The 15287-nt window shown below is 39.0% G+C and carries 13 protein-coding genes and 1 riboswitch; all 13 genes read left to right on the forward strand.

What is annotated here, in order from left to right; all coding sequences use genetic code 11:
- The coding region (locus ACSKT4_RS17295; protein WP_465823695.1) for a hypothetical protein at positions 1 to 183 on the forward strand (183 nt) is incomplete at its 5' end.
- A gap of 221 nt (positions 184 to 404) precedes the next feature.
- The gene (locus ACSKT4_RS17300; protein ID WP_465823696.1) at positions 405 to 3794 is read left to right on the forward strand and encodes a phosphodiester glycosidase family protein; all 3390 of its coding nucleotides are present in this window, start codon (positions 405 to 407) and stop codon (positions 3792 to 3794) included.
- A 348-nt stretch (positions 3795 to 4142) separates the two neighbouring features.
- The gene (locus tag ACSKT4_RS17305) at positions 4143 to 4442 is read left to right on the forward strand and encodes a hypothetical protein (RefSeq protein WP_186870688.1); all 300 of its coding nucleotides are present in this window, start codon (positions 4143 to 4145) and stop codon (positions 4440 to 4442) included.
- A 122-nt stretch (positions 4443 to 4564) separates the two neighbouring features.
- A complete protein-coding gene (locus ACSKT4_RS17310; RefSeq protein WP_255488155.1) occupies positions 4565 to 5659 on the forward strand; it encodes a nitric oxide synthase oxygenase in 1095 nt (364 codons plus the stop codon).
- Between the two features lie 345 nt (positions 5660 to 6004).
- Positions 6005 to 6142: a hypothetical protein gene (locus ACSKT4_RS17315; RefSeq protein WP_186870690.1), complete on the forward strand. Its 138-nt coding sequence runs from the start codon at positions 6005 to 6007 to the stop codon at positions 6140 to 6142.
- A 13-nt stretch (positions 6143 to 6155) separates the two neighbouring features.
- The gene (locus ACSKT4_RS17320) at positions 6156 to 7496 is read left to right on the forward strand and encodes a cytochrome ubiquinol oxidase subunit I (protein WP_186870691.1); all 1341 of its coding nucleotides are present in this window, start codon (positions 6156 to 6158) and stop codon (positions 7494 to 7496) included.
- Positions 7493 to 8524, forward strand: coding sequence for a cytochrome d ubiquinol oxidase subunit II (locus tag ACSKT4_RS17325; RefSeq protein ID WP_186870692.1), 1032 nt, complete (start codon positions 7493 to 7495; stop codon positions 8522 to 8524). The genes ACSKT4_RS17320 and ACSKT4_RS17325 overlap by 4 nt, the downstream gene beginning before the upstream one ends.
- Before the next feature lie 11 nt (positions 8525 to 8535).
- Positions 8536 to 8643: a cytochrome bd oxidase small subunit CydS family protein gene (gene cydS / locus ACSKT4_RS17330; RefSeq protein WP_425516502.1), complete on the forward strand. Its 108-nt coding sequence runs from the start codon at positions 8536 to 8538 to the stop codon at positions 8641 to 8643.
- A 218-nt stretch (positions 8644 to 8861) separates the two neighbouring features.
- A riboswitch (Lysine riboswitch) is annotated at positions 8862 to 9039 on the forward strand.
- Between the two features lie 192 nt (positions 9040 to 9231).
- Positions 9232 to 10632 carry a YfcC family protein gene (locus tag ACSKT4_RS17335; RefSeq protein WP_186870693.1) on the forward strand — a complete coding sequence of 467 codons (1401 nt, stop codon included), beginning with the start codon at positions 9232 to 9234 and terminating at the stop codon, positions 10630 to 10632.
- 295 nt (positions 10633 to 10927) lie between these two features.
- Complete coding sequence (locus ACSKT4_RS17340; protein WP_186870694.1) at positions 10928 to 12091, forward strand: M20 metallopeptidase family protein; 1164 nt, start codon at positions 10928 to 10930, stop codon at positions 12089 to 12091.
- A 442-nt stretch (positions 12092 to 12533) separates the two neighbouring features.
- Complete coding sequence (locus ACSKT4_RS17345; RefSeq protein WP_465823697.1) at positions 12534 to 13604, forward strand: phosphate/phosphite/phosphonate ABC transporter substrate-binding protein; 1071 nt, start codon at positions 12534 to 12536, stop codon at positions 13602 to 13604.
- Between the two features lie 80 nt (positions 13605 to 13684).
- On the forward strand, positions 13685 to 14467 hold the full coding sequence (gene phnC / locus ACSKT4_RS17350; protein WP_186870696.1) for a phosphonate ABC transporter ATP-binding protein: 783 nt from the start codon (positions 13685 to 13687) through the stop codon (positions 14465 to 14467).
- On the forward strand, positions 14460 to 15275 hold the full coding sequence (gene phnE / locus ACSKT4_RS17355) for a phosphonate ABC transporter, permease protein PhnE (protein WP_186870697.1): 816 nt from the start codon (positions 14460 to 14462) through the stop codon (positions 15273 to 15275). Before phnC ends, phnE begins: the two co-directional genes overlap by 8 nt.
- Positions 15276 to 15287 lie beyond the last annotated feature (12 nt).

Raw genomic sequence — 15287 nt, forward strand, 5'->3', positions numbered from 1 at the left:
TCCATTTTTGCTTCGAAGCTTTGGACACCTCGTATGATACCAAGAGGGCTCTTTTTGTTTCAATCCTCAAATTTCTTCATTACAGGAATGCTCCTATTTCCTTGTACAAGAAATATTCTCAAGATGAGTCTAGCTATTTTTAAGGTAGCAATACCTAGGAGAGAAATCGTTCTATTATCCTAAATATTTTTAATCCTACTTAACACTGCTTTGTTAGCATAAATACTAGTATTAGTAGAGGGGAGGCACGTATGTAAAGACGGTTCTTCATACTTAAGTCTCAGGTTTGGGTTTATGTTTCTGTCGGATTTTGCCGATGATTTAGTTCTATTGCTGTGTATAGCTAATTTCAGACTATTAGTACAATAAGAGTGAAGGATAGTTTCATAGAGGAGGGGCTAGTATTGAATCGAAAATGGTTAAGTGGGTTCTTAGTTGGGGTACTTGCATTATCTAGTTTTACACCAGTAGTAGGAGCTGAAAGAAGTCCAATTGCAGATGCAAGATCAGCTTCATCGAATAAGTATGAACCAGTTGTTACGGTCGGTCCTAGTGGGAAAACGATACTAACAAATGAAGAATCGACCAAAATTGGTCCCGGAATGGAATTGACCGCATTCGAACGGTTTGATGCACGTGGCTGGTTGAATGGAGAAGTGATGACCATTGATTTAGGTCATCGTGCTGTTTCAACTGATTTATTGTATTCTGGAGTAGTTACAGATGCAAAGCCGGTCTCGGAGTTGGTTAAGCAATCGGGTGCAGTTGCGGGGGTGAATGGGGATTTTTTCGATATTAATAATACAAATGCACCGTCTGGGGCAATGATTCAAAATGGTAGTTTATTAAAAGGACCACAAGGGTCGCATACGTTGACTGCTGGGGTCGATGAAAATGGAATTGGAAGCATTTCTAATCTCTTCTTAGAAGGTACGGTTCAGCTTCCTTCCGGTAGTGTAGAGCTGGCAGCGCTCAATCAATCTAGTATTCCGACAGGAGGTATTGGTCTATATACATCCGTGTGGGGACAGGCTCAGCGTCCAGGTGGGAGTACAGGATATGAGGTTGTAGTACGTGATGGTGTGGTAGCGTCAACATCTAGTCAGGTTGGTCGTGGTGAAATTGAGGAAGGAAGCTTTGTTCTTGTTGGTAGGGAAGCTGGCGCAAATAAATTACAATCGATATCGGTTGGGGATGAGGTTGCGGTATCCTATGCACCTAAGGTAGATGGCGATTCGTTAATGAATTTTGCAATTGGTGGCAATGCTATTTTAGTAGAAAATGGCGAGGTTCCAAGAAGATTAGATGACAGTACTACAGCTCCTCGGACAGCAGTTGGTTTTTCAGAGGATGGACAAACGATGGTGTTAGTGGTCGTAGATGGTCGCCAATCCAATAGTCGTGGGATGACATTAAAGGAATTAGGGCAATTGATGGCAGAATTCGGTGCTCACCAAGCATTGAATATTGATGGCGGTGGTTCCACAACGATGGTAGCACGTATGCCAGGGAAGGAAGATGCAGAAGTTGTAAACAGTCCATCAGATGGCACGGAGCGTTCAGTACCTAATGGAATCGGAGTTTTCGTGGAAGCTGGAAGTGGTGTATTAAAGAGCTTTGCTGTAGAAACGGTGATGAACAACGAGCAAAGTGATCGTGTATTTCCTGGGCTAACAAGAAGTTTTATTGGAAGAGGGTATGATGAGAATTATTCACCTGTTTCAGTTGATAACATCAAGTGGAAGGCACTACCAGCTAATGTCGGATCGTTTGATAAAAATGGTGTTTTCCATGCGGAAAAGTCTGGTAAAGCTGTTGCTCAAGCACAGGTTCGTTCTTCTAAAGGGACGACGGAACTTACTGTACTTGGTGCGTTAGACCGGATTGAGCCTTCTTCTTCCTATATTGGTTTAGAAATGGGAAGAACTGCTAGCTTTTCTGTTAATGGTTATGACAAGAATGGCTACTCAGCACCAATTGAACTACGTGATATGACATTGGAATATGATGAATCTGTAATCTCGTTAGAGGAAAATGAAAATGGTAGTTATACTGTTATTCCAAATGAAGATGGTGGAGCAACGACAATCCAGATAACCGTACTGGATAAAGTAGTACAGCTACCGGTTACAGTTGGTCTTACCACAGTAGAGATTTCTGATTTTGAAACGACAGAAGGTTGGAGCTTTACCAAGTATCCAGACGCAGTAGGTGCTTCCATAGAGTTAGTGGAAGGTAGAAGTGGGAATGGGATTCAGCTAAACTATGATTTTTCAACAACCACCGCGACGCGGGCAGCTTACTTGCAGACCTCTCCAATGCTAGAGCTACCTAGAGATGTACAAAATATCGGTTTGTGGGTACATGGTGATGGAAATGGTGCCTGGTTACGTACAGTAGTAGAGGATGCCACTGGTACCCGGTATACGTTGACACTTGCTGATGCAGTAAATTGGACAGGCTGGCAGTACGTGGAGACGACTTTACCAGAGGGGATTCAATATCCAGCGAAGCTATGGCGAGTTTATCCAGTTGAAACAAATAGTAATAAGCAATATACTGGCTCACTTATCTTTGATGATTTAACCGTGAAAGTGCCGCCTGCATTAGATGAGGTAGAAGAATCAAAGGTGATACCGGATTCCCTTATTGTACAACAGAATGGATTTAATCAAGATGCTTGGAAGTTTGCTGTCTTAAATGATTCTCAATTTGTAGCACAGGCACCTAATAGTGAGCAGGTTCAAATGGCTCGGAAGGCATTACGTGAGATTGTGGCACAGGAGCCAGAGTTTCTTGTTATTAACGGGGACTTAGTAGATACAGCTTGGAAAGAGGACTTTGATTTAGCTAAGGAAATATTAGAAGAGGTAGTTGGGAATACAATTCCTATCTATTATACTCCTGGAAATCATGAAATTGTTGGAAGTGGTTCTTTAGATAATTTCTTAGAGGTATTTGGTGATAATCGTTATACCTTTGACCATAAAGGAACACGATTTATATTACTTGATTCCTCAACAGGCAGCTTTAGAACAAGTGATTTTGACCAAATAATTGAATTGAGACAGTCATTGGTTGATGCTGCTTCCAATCCAAAGATTAATAATGTAGTAGTATTCGGACACCATCCAACCCGTGATCCACTGCCAACCAAAAATAGTCAATTGTCTGATCGTAAGGAAGCGGAGCTGATTGAAAATTGGTTGACCGAATTCCGAGAAGCATCCAAAGGAAAAGGGGCCATTTATATTAGTGGTCATGCTCACACGGTTCATTTAGAACGCGTTGAAGGGGTACCGTATATGGTGACTGGTTCAGCAGGGAAATCACCGTATGGTTCACCAGCTAATGGTGGATTTTATTCTTGGACGATGTTCGGTGTGGATCCTACACCGACTCCGGATAAACTATTCGGACCAGAGCATGCCTCTTCTAGTAAGGAAAAAGGGGCGGAATGGATTCAAGCAGAAGTACGCCCAATTTTAGAGGACATTACGATTGATGCACCAGACAGAATCCATGTCGGTGAATCAGTAATCATTTCTGCCGATGGACACCAATCAGGAAATCTTGTTTTCCCACTTCGCTATCCAGCATCGGTTACATGGGAAGGCAGTGCGGACGTATTTGTTGGCACTGGTGCTGCGTTAGAACGTGCGAAGGATTCTGGCAAGTATATAGCTACTTTTAATCCGAGTACTAGGGAATTAACCGCTATAAAGAGTGGATTAGTGGAGTTAGCGGTAAGTTCTAATGAGATGAAGGCTGTGGTCGAGGTTGTAGTAGAGTAAACAAATTAATGCATATAAAAATCTATTTTCTAATGTATAAATTGTTTACCTTGTGGAGATAATAATTGATAGATTCATATTTTAATCTCCCCCTTATTATAGGAGCACAAATGATACAGATCATTTGTGCTCCTTTTTATTTTTGAATGATATAGCTTTGGTGACACTAATATGATCCCTTAAAGTATCAGCCTGAATCAGCAGGGTTGCAATTATTAGTCGCAACTTGTTCAGCCCATCTATTTATAAAACATAAATCAGGCTATAATTAGGTGAATATTAATATTGCTTCATGTATGTGCTTTAGACTATCTTTAAAAGTAAGCATATATTCGGAGGAGCCTGTTCATGAAAAATAGCACCTTTATCTTATATCAATCTCTATTATGGGTTGTGCTTCTAGTAACTAATATTGTATTGAATCCATATATTGGACCTCCATTTGAGTGGATAGATGTCGTTTCGATGATGATGTTATTCCTCAGCTTTTTCATCGTGTTTCTTCTCTTAAAGAAAGTATTTATCCGACATGTACGATCGGTGCGGTATAAAATAGGCCTATCTATCCTTGCTTTTATTATTGCCGTACTGTTTTTAGTGGTATTAGAAAATGTGTGGTTTGAAGTAACTGGTAAGATGTTGTTTTAAACTACTCTATTCAGCTTTTTCATAGAAGTAGGACTAATTTCCTGAAAAGTTCATAAAATCGGCTATTTCTCTATCATTTAGTCGTTATGCTTCGTGGTAGACTAAAGTTGGAGTTGATGAAGATGAATACAACACATGATGAAAAATTAATAAATGAAGCAATAACATTCATTAAAGCCTGTTATGATGAACTTCAACTTTCAGAGGAACAACAACAAGAGCGAATAAACGAGATTGAAAAGGAAATTCTCCAAACAGGGAGTTATACCCATAAAACGTTTGAATTGACCCACGGAGCAAAAATGGCTTGGAGAAATAGTAATCGTTGTATCGGGCGTTTGCTCTGGAATACATTACATGTGTTTGATGAGCGGGACATTCAAACAGCAGACGAAGCGTTTGACAAATTAAAGAGACATATTGAATTTGCTACGAATAATGGAAAAATCCGGTCAGCTATCACCATATTTCCACCACGAATGAATGGAAAAGATCCGCTTCGTATTTGGAACCATCAATTAGTCCGCTATGCTGGATATGATGAAGGAGAGCAAGTTATTGGTGATTCCACATCTATTAAATTTACTAAAATGTGCCAAGAATTAGGATGGGAAAGTAAGAAAACCCCTTTTGATATCCTACCTCTAGTTATCCAAGAAGATGGAAAAGCGCCTAAATTATACAACCTACCAGAGGAAATGATTAAAGAAGTACCTATAACCCATCCGGACTATCCTGATCTGAAGAAATTAGGTGTAAAGTGGTATGCTGTTCCGATTATTTCCGATATGCGTATGGAAATCGGTGGTATTGATTACCCAATGGCACCATTTAACGGCTGGTACATGGAAACGGAAATTGGTGCCCGTAACCTTGCAGATGAAGAACGCTACAATCTTTTGCCAAAGGTAGCAGAAATCCTAGGCCTAGATACAAGGTCCAATCACTCCCTTTGGATGGATAAAGCATTGGTAGAGCTAAATATTGCCGTACTACATTCTTATCAAGAGGCTGGTGTTACACTCGTAGACCATCATACCGCAGCAAAACAGTTCAAAAGCTTTGAACGAAAGGAAAAAGAATCCGGGAGAGAGGTGACTGGCAACTGGGTATGGTTAATCCCACCTGTATCACCAGCCACTACCCATATTTTCCATAAGCGATATAACAACCAAGTGAATGTACCAAATTATTTCTATCAAAACGAACCAAGCTAATGTAATAGGAGCAGAGGGATTGAAACCCTTCTGTTCCTATTTTTATGGATTAGAAATTCTCCATTGTTTAAGTTGCAAATGATTCATTAGAAAGAGTGCGTTTGTATGATGAATGATAGAAACACGCATTTACTCAAGTAGGAAGTAATGAAGTAGGAGAATAAAAAATTGCCAGGTGCGTGTAATTAATCAATTAACTCGAAATGAAGTTAATTGTACGAGGAGTCTCTATTTCATTCCGTTGTTTCCGATGATCTAGCTCAATATCTTAATAACAGAATAAAATTAGAAATACAACTCATAATAACTCTGATACATAATCGCAAGAAAGTAAGGATGATTATAATGAGACGAGTGGTTACGGAAAGAAAACAACTATCCAAGCCCAAATACCAATCCCATGAAAAGAAATTAGTTTGGTTGTCCTTTATTGTTGCGGCAATTATGCTGTTATCGATTATCGGAAGATTGGTTAGCGGCTAAAGGAGGAAGAATATTGATTAACGAGGAAGCGGTTTATTACAGTAGAATCTTAACGGAGGTTACGCTTTCCTTTCATATTATTTATGCAACCATTGGGGTAGGGGTTCCGTTATTGATTATGATTGCCCATTGGGTTGGGATTAGGAAAAATGATAATCATTATATATTACTTGCTAGAAGATGGACACGAGGCTATGTTATCACGGTCGCGGTTGGGGTAGTAACTGGTACAACCATAGGTTTACAGCTTTCACTATTATGGCCAAACTTCATGGAGCTCGCCGGTAACATCATTGCACTCCCAATGTTTATGGAGACCTTTGCATTTTTCTTTGAAGCAATCTTCCTTGGGATTTATTTATATACATGGGATCGGTTTGAAAATCAGTACAAGCATTTGTTGCTGTTAATACCTGTTGCTATCGGCGCTTCATTTTCAGCTGTATTTATTACGATTGTTAATTCGTTTATGAATGCTCCTCAAGGGTTTGATTTGGTAAATGGAGAAATTGTGAATGCAAATCCAATCTTAGCGATGTTTAATCCAGCAATGCCGACTAAAGTTTCCCATGTGGTTGGAACTGCCTATATGACTTCTGCCTTTGTACTTGCTTCGATTGCTGCATTTCGTTTGATAAAAGGTTCTAATCACATATATCACAAGAAGGCACTCCTATTAACGATGAAAGTAGGATTTGTTTTTACTGTTACCATCTTAATCACAGGAGATTTATCTGGGAAATACTTGGCAGAATACCAACCGGAAAAATTGGCCGCTGCAGAGTGGCATTTTGAAACGACTGAATCTGCGGAACTAATTTTGTTAGGAGTAATGAACGATGAGGGGGAAGTGAAATATGCGTTACGAATCCCTTATGCGCTGAGTATTCTTGCTCATGGCTCACCGACAGCGGAAGTAATTGGGTTGGATCAATTTGCTGAAGATGAAATACCACCGCTTTCTATTCATTATCTATTTAATATTATGGTTGGTGTTGGCATGCTAATGATAACTATATCCATTCTATTTATTTTCAGTAAGTATCGAGGTTGGTCATTTGTAGATACGAAACTTTTTCGTTGGTTGATCGTGTTAGGTGGACCGTTAACGATTATTGCAATAGAAGCTGGTTGGTGGTTAGCAGAGGTTGGTAGACAACCATGGGTCCTTAGAGGGATTATGCGTACAGCAGAAGGGGCAACAACTAATAATGATGTTGATCTTATGCTCATTTTATTCTGTGGGCTGTACGTTATCCTTGGAATTGGTTCAATTGTTATTTTGACAAGAATGTTCCGTAAGAACCCGGTGGAAAGAGAACTAGCGGAACGAAAAGGAGATGTTCCATCATGAGTGTAGACCTAGAGATTATTGGAATAGTTGTATTATGGACATTTCTCTTCGGTTATATATTAATTGCATCGATAGACTTCGGTGCAGGTTTTTTCAATGCTTATGGTCTCTTTACCAATAGACAACATATTCTAACTAAAATCATCCAACGCTACCTTTCTCCGGTTTGGGAAGTGACCAATGTATTTCTTGTTTTCTTTTTTGTTGGGGTAGTTGGATTTTTCCCGAGTACGGCTTTTTATTATGGGACAACGTTACTTGTTCCGGTGAGTATCGCGATTTTGCTTCTGGCTATTCGGGGGTCTTACTATGCATTTGAAACATATGGTTCCCGTTCCCATAAGGGGTATGCATTTATGTATGGATTATCCGGCCTCCTTCTACCTGCTGCTTTATCTATTGTATTGACGATATCAGAAGGTGGTTTTGTGTTTATGCAGAATGGGAATCCGGTTCTCGATTATTGGGCATTGTTTAGTAGTCCGCTGACCTGGAGTATTGTGGTGTTAAGTGTTTCCGCGGTACTTTATATCTCTGCCGTATTCCTTACCTGGTATGCGAATAAAGCTAATGACAAACCCGCAACCGCTTTACTCCGTCGCTATGCATTAATCTGGGCATTGCCAACCATTATTACTGCTGGTGGAATTATTTATGAGCTTAGATTTCATAATCCAGAGCATTATGAGCGTCTCCTGGGGTTGGGGTGGATGTTTTTGATTTCAGGAGTATTATTTGTGGGAACAGTGTGGCTTGTTTGGAGACGGAAGAATTATGGAGTAGCGTTTGTTCTCCTCTTTGGGCAGTTTGCATTTGCCTTCTATGGGTATGGTATTTCACATTATCCGTATTTGTTGTATCCACATTTAACACTATACGACAGTTTTACGAATGAAGCTATGGCGATTGCGCTCATTATAGCATTTATTGCTGGGCTGGCTTTGTTGATTCCATCACTATATTTAATACTTCGGCTCTTCTTGTTTAATAAGGAGTATGTCAGTGGAAAATCAAAACAGGAACATTGAGGTGACTTTGCATGGATTTTTTTCTAATCTTTATTGCGCCATTTCTTGTGCTCCTTACAGGGATTGTGGTGGCGTTTTGGTGGGTGCTTCGGGATGAGGGAGTCCATAGAGGAAAGTAATAAAAAAGATGGCACTAGAAAAGTTTGGGTAGGAATAGATAGAATACCTTGAGGACAAATAATGCACCCAAATTATAAGTGAAATGTTGACAACTAGCTAGTATGTGTAAGCGAATGGGATTCCAAATCTAGTTAAATTTCATGAGTAAGCTTGACAAATCACTTTATTCTGGTAATATAGTGAACTATATTTCAATTTCATATTGAACCTTGTCATTCGATGAGGTAGAGGTGCGGGTAATAAGAGTAAGCAATCGGAGTATGACATCGATGAGGATTGCCTGAAAGGATTATTTGCCGAAGCGTAATGAAGGTCAAATTCATTATTGCTGGTGTGTCTTCTGAATAAGAAGCATACTGTCATGCAATTTTAGTGCATGGAGAACTACTGATCAGGATGGAGGATAACGTATTGTGTAAAGACAATGGTAGGTTATTTTCCTATTCGTTGTCTTTTTTGTTTAGTCTTGTTCGTTTGCTTTACCCCAGCTAGCGGAACGTTACTCATAACAAAAAGACCTCAATCATACCTCTCTCAAGTTTTCTATGCACACCCAAAAACGTTATTTATAGAAAGGGATGTGCATCATGAGCAAAAACTCACCAAAAACACGGAAAAAATTTGAATTTCCACATAGCTTTATTATTTTATTTGGCTTAATGATTATTACAGCTATTACGACCTACTTAATTCCAGCAGGACAATATGAGCGTGTAGTAGATGAAAACGGTCGTACGATTGTAGCTGACGGAACCTATCAAACAATTGAATCTACCCCAACAGGCTTTATGCAGTTATTTGAATCGTTGCATCTGGGAATGGTTGATGCAGCGGAGATTATATTCTTTATCTTTATCGTTGGTGGTTCCTTTGGAATATTAGCTGCAACGAAATCAATTGAAGCAGCATTTGGTTCCCTTACGAAAAAACTAAATGGGAAAGAAATCTTCTTGATCCCGGTTATTATGCTATTCTTAGCGATTTGCGGTGGTTCTTGGGGAATGGCGGAAGAAGTTATTCCATTTATTTTAATTGCGGTACCACTTGCATTACGTATGGGATTTGACTCGATGACAGGTACAGCAATGATATTAGTTGGGGTATATGCTGGGTTTGGATCAGCGTTTATGAATCCATTTACTGTAGGAGTTGCCCAAGGAATTGCAGGCTTACCTACATTCTCTGGAATGGGAGTCCGTATTGTTTTCTGGCTTATCTTTGTTGCAGTAGCTATTGCTTATGTGATGATTTATGCAAGAAAAGTAAGAAAGGATCCGACTATCAGTTTAATGTATGAAGAAGATAAGAAACGTGATATTAGCCTTGATGACCAAAGCAGTCAAGGACTAACAAAGCGCCAGGTAGCAATTTTAGTTGTTCTTGCGCTGACACTAGTTGGACTTGCTGTAGGGGTTATTACACAAGGCTGGTATATTACTGAAATCGCAGCATTATTTGTCATCATGGGGATTGTTGTAGGGATTATTGCTAGATTTAGAATGAATGAGATTGCTAATGCCTTTGTAAAAGGCTGTGAAGAAATGGTACAAGGGGCATTAATTGTTGGCTTCGCATATGGTATTTTAAGAATCCTACAAGATTCTAATACAATTGATACCATTCTTTATTTTGTTTCTAATCTAGTTGCAGACTTACCTACAGCACTTGCAGCAATTGGTATGTTCATCGTACAAAGTCTATTAAACTTTATTGTTCCTTCTGGAAGTGGACAGGCAGCAATCAGCATGCCAATTATGGCTCCACTTAGTGATTTATTAGGGGTTAGTCGCCAAACTGCAGTACTTGCGTTCCAATATGGTGATGGAATTTCGAACGTCTTCACACCGACAGCTGGTGTTTTAATGGCTTCATTAGCTCTTGCGAAAATTCCTTGGATTAAATGGTTGAAATGGATTCTACCATTAGTATTAATTCAATATGCTCTAGGGGCAATATTTGTAACGGTGGCTCATTTATTTATATGGTAGGTGGATTTTTAAGGTTACCAAGTAATGGGTGATATGTCCGTGGGAGATAGAACTTACATGGACATATTGGAAAATAGTGACAAGGAAGTATTGTTAGTACATCAGTGACTCGTGATGGGTTGGAATAAAGGCTTTGTTCAATGAATCAACCATTGTCTTACCCTATAATTCCTTTTCATTTATCATGCACTTTTAAGGGATAGAGAGAAATAGCGCAGAATTCTACCAAAAAGGGTATAATATATAAAACATATTTATAAACGAGTTAACCAGTAAGACATCGGAGGAATAGAATATGCTAGAATCAATATTTACCAGATTAGAAGAAATTTATCCAGAGTTAGTTAAGCTTCGTCGTGATTTTCATATGTATCCAGAGCTTTCCCATCAGGAAGTGAATACGCCTAAAAAGATAGCGACATATTTAGAAGGTCTAGGAATCGAAGTGAGAACAGAGGTCGGTGGAAGAGGTGTCGTTGGGACGTTAAAGGGTGGTAAACCTGGTAAAACGATTGCGTTACGTGCGGATTTTGACGCCTTACCAATTCAAGAAGAAACCGGACTTGCCTTTCAATCTCGTGTGCCCGGTGTGATGCATGCATGTGGACATGATTTACACACTGCTTCACTACTTGGGGTTGCTAAAGTATTAAGTGAATATAAGGATCAGATTCCTGGAACAGTGAAATTTATCCATCAGTTTGCTGAAGAAGCTACCCCAGGTGGAGCACTACCGATGATTAAGGATGGTTGTTTGGACGGTGTTGATGTCATTTATGGTGCCCATGTGATGTCTACGGAAGATTTAGGGACGGTAAGTGTAAAAGAAGGTTACTTCTCTTCTGCACAGGATGATTTTAATATTACGATTTATGGAAAAGGTGGACATGGTTCACAGCCACATCTAACGGTTGATCCACTTGTCACAGGTAGTCAACTCGTCGTTAATTTGCAACAAATCGTAAGTCGCCGTGTCGATCCACAACAAGCGGCAGCTGTAACGGTTGGTTCATTTGTTAGTGGGGAAGCGAATAATATTATTCCGGATACAGCTGTCATAAAAGGAACAGTTCGTACATTTGATGAAGAGGCACGCACAATCATTGAGGAAGCATTGGAAAGTGTTACACGATCTACCTGTGCACAAAATGGCGCGAAAGTAGATTATGAATATATTAAAGATTGTCCATCTATTTATAATGATCCAACCGAAACAAAGCGAGTAGAGGACGTTGCTAAAGGATTGTTTGGTGAGGAAAATCTATCGACGGATGCACCAATGATGGGGAGTGAGGACTTCGCGTTTTATACGAAGGAAGTTCCCGCTGTTTACTTTACTGTCGGTGGTCGAAGTGAAGCGTTAGCGGGTGATTATCCGCATCATCATCCAAAGTTTGATGTAGATGAACGTGCGATTATAAATATTGGGAAGATGTTTATTTCATTGGTAACAAAATAAAACTACTTTAGCACTAAGGCGCATCTTATGACGTCTTAGTGCTTTTTTAATCTATTAGAGGGAGGACAGTCCCTACTTCAGGAGAGAATCTTTCCTCATTTAGGGCACATACAGCCTCTCTCTGTTCCCTTTTTTCGCGTTCTTTCTGGTACCAACCGAATATATAATTGAGTAGAAGGAATATACCATGAAACGAGACTTAATGAGGGTGGAAGGGTTAGAAATGCTAATCGTGCCAACAGAGTAATTCATAGAAGGATCAAGTCACACCCCAAACTTTTTGATTTAGAAGAGCTATTAGTGTATAGGTGCTAGTAGCTCTTTCTATTTGGAAAGATTCTATTATGCTATGAAGTATTTTTTACAAGTATCTCATATAAACTTCATATTCTAGCTTTATAATTAAATCGGTTAACACAATATGATTATGGGGGAACAAAAATTGAAAAAATTATTGTATGCCATCGTGTTTGGTATGTTTATTAGCTTGTTAGCAGCATGTGGATCTTCGGATGATGCAGAATCAAATAAGGCAAAAAATCCAGATAATAATTCAAAGGAAGGGTCTAGTAATCAAGCAATTGATAGGTTATCAATTGGATTCGTTCCATCGAGGGAGCCTGACGAAATTATTACAGCGTCAGAACCACTGAAGAATTTACTAAAAGAGGAATTAGCAACCTTAGGTTATGATATCAATGAAGTAGAGATAACAGTAGGTACGAATTATGAAGCAGTTGGGGAAGGGCTATCAGCTGGAACTATTGACGTTGGTCTAATCCCTGGTGGTACCTATGTATTATATGATGATGGTGCAGAGGTTATCTTAACTTCAACTCGTGCCGGCTTAAGTATTGATTCAGAAGACGCTAAGGATTGGAATGATAATAAACCGACAGAAGCTTCGGAAGAACAAGTTACATATTATCGCGCATTAATGATAGCAGGCCCTTCTGAAAAAGGGCAAGCTTTAGCAGAAAAGGTTAACAATGGTGAGGAATTAACATTTGAAGATGTAAACAGTGCTTCATGGGCAGTTATGTCTTCTTCTTCTCCAGCAGGTTATATTTATCCTGCGATTTGGCTAAAAGACAACTTTAGTAAAACAATTACTGATTTAGAAAAGGTCGTACAAATAGATTCATATGGTAGTGCATTTGCTCGTCTAGCAGCAGAGCAAATCGATGTGATGGTTACTTATGCAGATGCTCGACGTGACAATGCTGATGCATGGGAAGCAGATTTTGAACGTGAAGCATCAATTTGGGATGAAACGAATGTAATCGGTGTTACACCAGGAATTTACAATGACACAATCAGTGTCAGCAAAAACTCTGAATTTATGGATGAAGATTTCAAAAAGGCTATCCAAACTGCATTTATAAACATTGCAGAAACTGATGCTGGAAAAGAAGTAATTTCTATTTATAATCATGAGGGGTATCAAGAAGCAACTTCATCTGATTATGATAATGAAAGAAAAGCACAAGAAATAGTACAAAGCCTAAATTAATTCTATTTTCTACTATGATGAAAAAATAAATGAGAGCATCCAATGTGATGTTCTCTTTTTTACAAGAATGGGGATTATACATGATTGAATTTAAAAATGTAGAGAAAATTTATTCGAACAATGTAAGAGCATTGCAAAATATTAACTTAACTATTAATCAGGGGGAGTTTGTGGCGATTATCGGCTTATCTGGAGCAGGTAAGTCTACATTAATCCGATGTATTAATAGAATGCATGACATTACCAGTGGACAATTGTTCGTAAACGGCATGGAGGTAAGTTCTCTCAAAGGAGGAGAAATCCGTAAGTTTCGCAAACGAATTGGTATGATATTTCAATCATTTAATTTAGTAACCCGTATGTCTGTACTGAATAATGTTCTTGTTTCGTTTGTACCGGAACTTCCATTTTGGAGAAAACTTACAGGAGTTTTTCCAAAAGAATATAAAATTAGAGCGTTAAGTGCATTAGAACAAGTTGGCATATTAGATAAGGCGTTTGTTCGGGTCGATCAGTTATCAGGAGGTCAACAACAACGAGTAGCACTGGCAAGGACATTAGCACAAAATCCGGAAATTATACTAGCTGACGAGCCGATTGCTTCATTAGATCCTGTTACGGGTAGGCAAGTATTGAATGATTTCAAGCGAATTAATCAGGAGATGGAGCTTTCCGTTATTATGAATATCCACCATGTAGAGATTGCCCTGGAATATGCTAATAGGATTATCGGTGTGAGGGAAGGACAAGTTGTATTTGACGGGAAAGTAGAAGCTGTAACACAGGAGGTTCTGGATTATATCTATAATAGCCATTCTAAGGAGGGACTAGCGACTAGTGAGGGAGAGACAGTTCATGTATGATAAAATTTTCCCGCCAAAATCGCTTACCTTACCAAATGGTAAGATCGTAAAAGAAAAGCGTTCTCGGACACCAATTGTTATCGTTTTCCTTATGATTGCATTATTCTTTTCAATTAAATATACCGGATTTGACATCAATATGTTAGTAAATCGCTGGCGGGAATTTTTTGTGATTGTATCTGAAATGATTCCTCCTAAATGGGAATATGTTTCTCATATATGGCGACCACTTCTGGATACAATTAAAATGTCTTTACTTGGCTCGATGATAGGTTCACTCTTCGCGGTTCCGGTAGCTTTCCTTGCTGCTTCTAACATGATAAAGAATAAATGGATTGTCGGGATATTTAAGATTTTATTAAGTATGTTGAGAACCATGCCAACATTAGTTTCAGCACTTATTGCTACATATATTTTCGGGTTAGGAACACTAGCAGGTACTATTGCCATTTTCTTATTTACTCTTTCATATGTAGGTAAGCTCTTGTATGAGCAAATTGAAAATGTTGATATGGGGGCATTTGAGGCAATGGAAGCTATTGGGATGACAAGGATGCAAGCATTTCGGTATGCTGTTATTCCGCAAATTTTGCCTAATTATCTATCGGTATCTTTATTTTGCTTCGAAGGAAATGTTCGCTATGCAGCTATCTTAGGTTATGTTGGTGCAGGTGGTATAGGACTCATTTTAAATGAAGGCATGGGATGGCGTAACTATGCTAGTGTCGGGATGATTCTATTAATGCTTATTGTTACCGTTTATGTGATAGAAGCAATAAGTGAACACTTCAGAAAAAGGTTAATCTAAAGGAGTAATTCA

It is taken from the genome of Ornithinibacillus liuyingii, assembly GCF_055550225.1.

What these genes read in the sequence shown, in the direction of transcription:
- phnC (WP_186870696.1), top strand. Translation starts at nt 13,685, where the DNA reads ATGATTGAATTTAAAAATGTAGAGAAAATTTATTCGAACAATGTAAGA.
- ACSKT4_RS17335 (WP_186870693.1), top strand. Translation starts at nt 9,232, where the DNA reads ATGAGCAAAAACTCACCAAAAACACGGAAAAAATTTGAATTTCCACAT.
- ACSKT4_RS17340 (WP_186870694.1), top strand. Translation starts at nt 10,928, where the DNA reads ATGCTAGAATCAATATTTACCAGATTAGAAGAAATTTATCCAGAGTTA.
- phnE (WP_186870697.1), top strand. Translation starts at nt 14,460, where the DNA reads ATGTATGATAAAATTTTCCCGCCAAAATCGCTTACCTTACCAAATGGT.
- ACSKT4_RS17310 (WP_255488155.1), top strand. Translation starts at nt 4,565, where the DNA reads ATGAATACAACACATGATGAAAAATTAATAAATGAAGCAATAACATTC.
- cydS (WP_425516502.1), top strand. Translation starts at nt 8,536, where the DNA reads ATGGATTTTTTTCTAATCTTTATTGCGCCATTTCTTGTGCTCCTTACA.
- ACSKT4_RS17315 (WP_186870690.1), top strand. Translation starts at nt 6,005, where the DNA reads ATGAGACGAGTGGTTACGGAAAGAAAACAACTATCCAAGCCCAAATAC.
- ACSKT4_RS17305 (WP_186870688.1), top strand. Translation starts at nt 4,143, where the DNA reads ATGAAAAATAGCACCTTTATCTTATATCAATCTCTATTATGGGTTGTG.
- ACSKT4_RS17325 (WP_186870692.1), top strand. Translation starts at nt 7,493, where the DNA reads ATGAGTGTAGACCTAGAGATTATTGGAATAGTTGTATTATGGACATTT.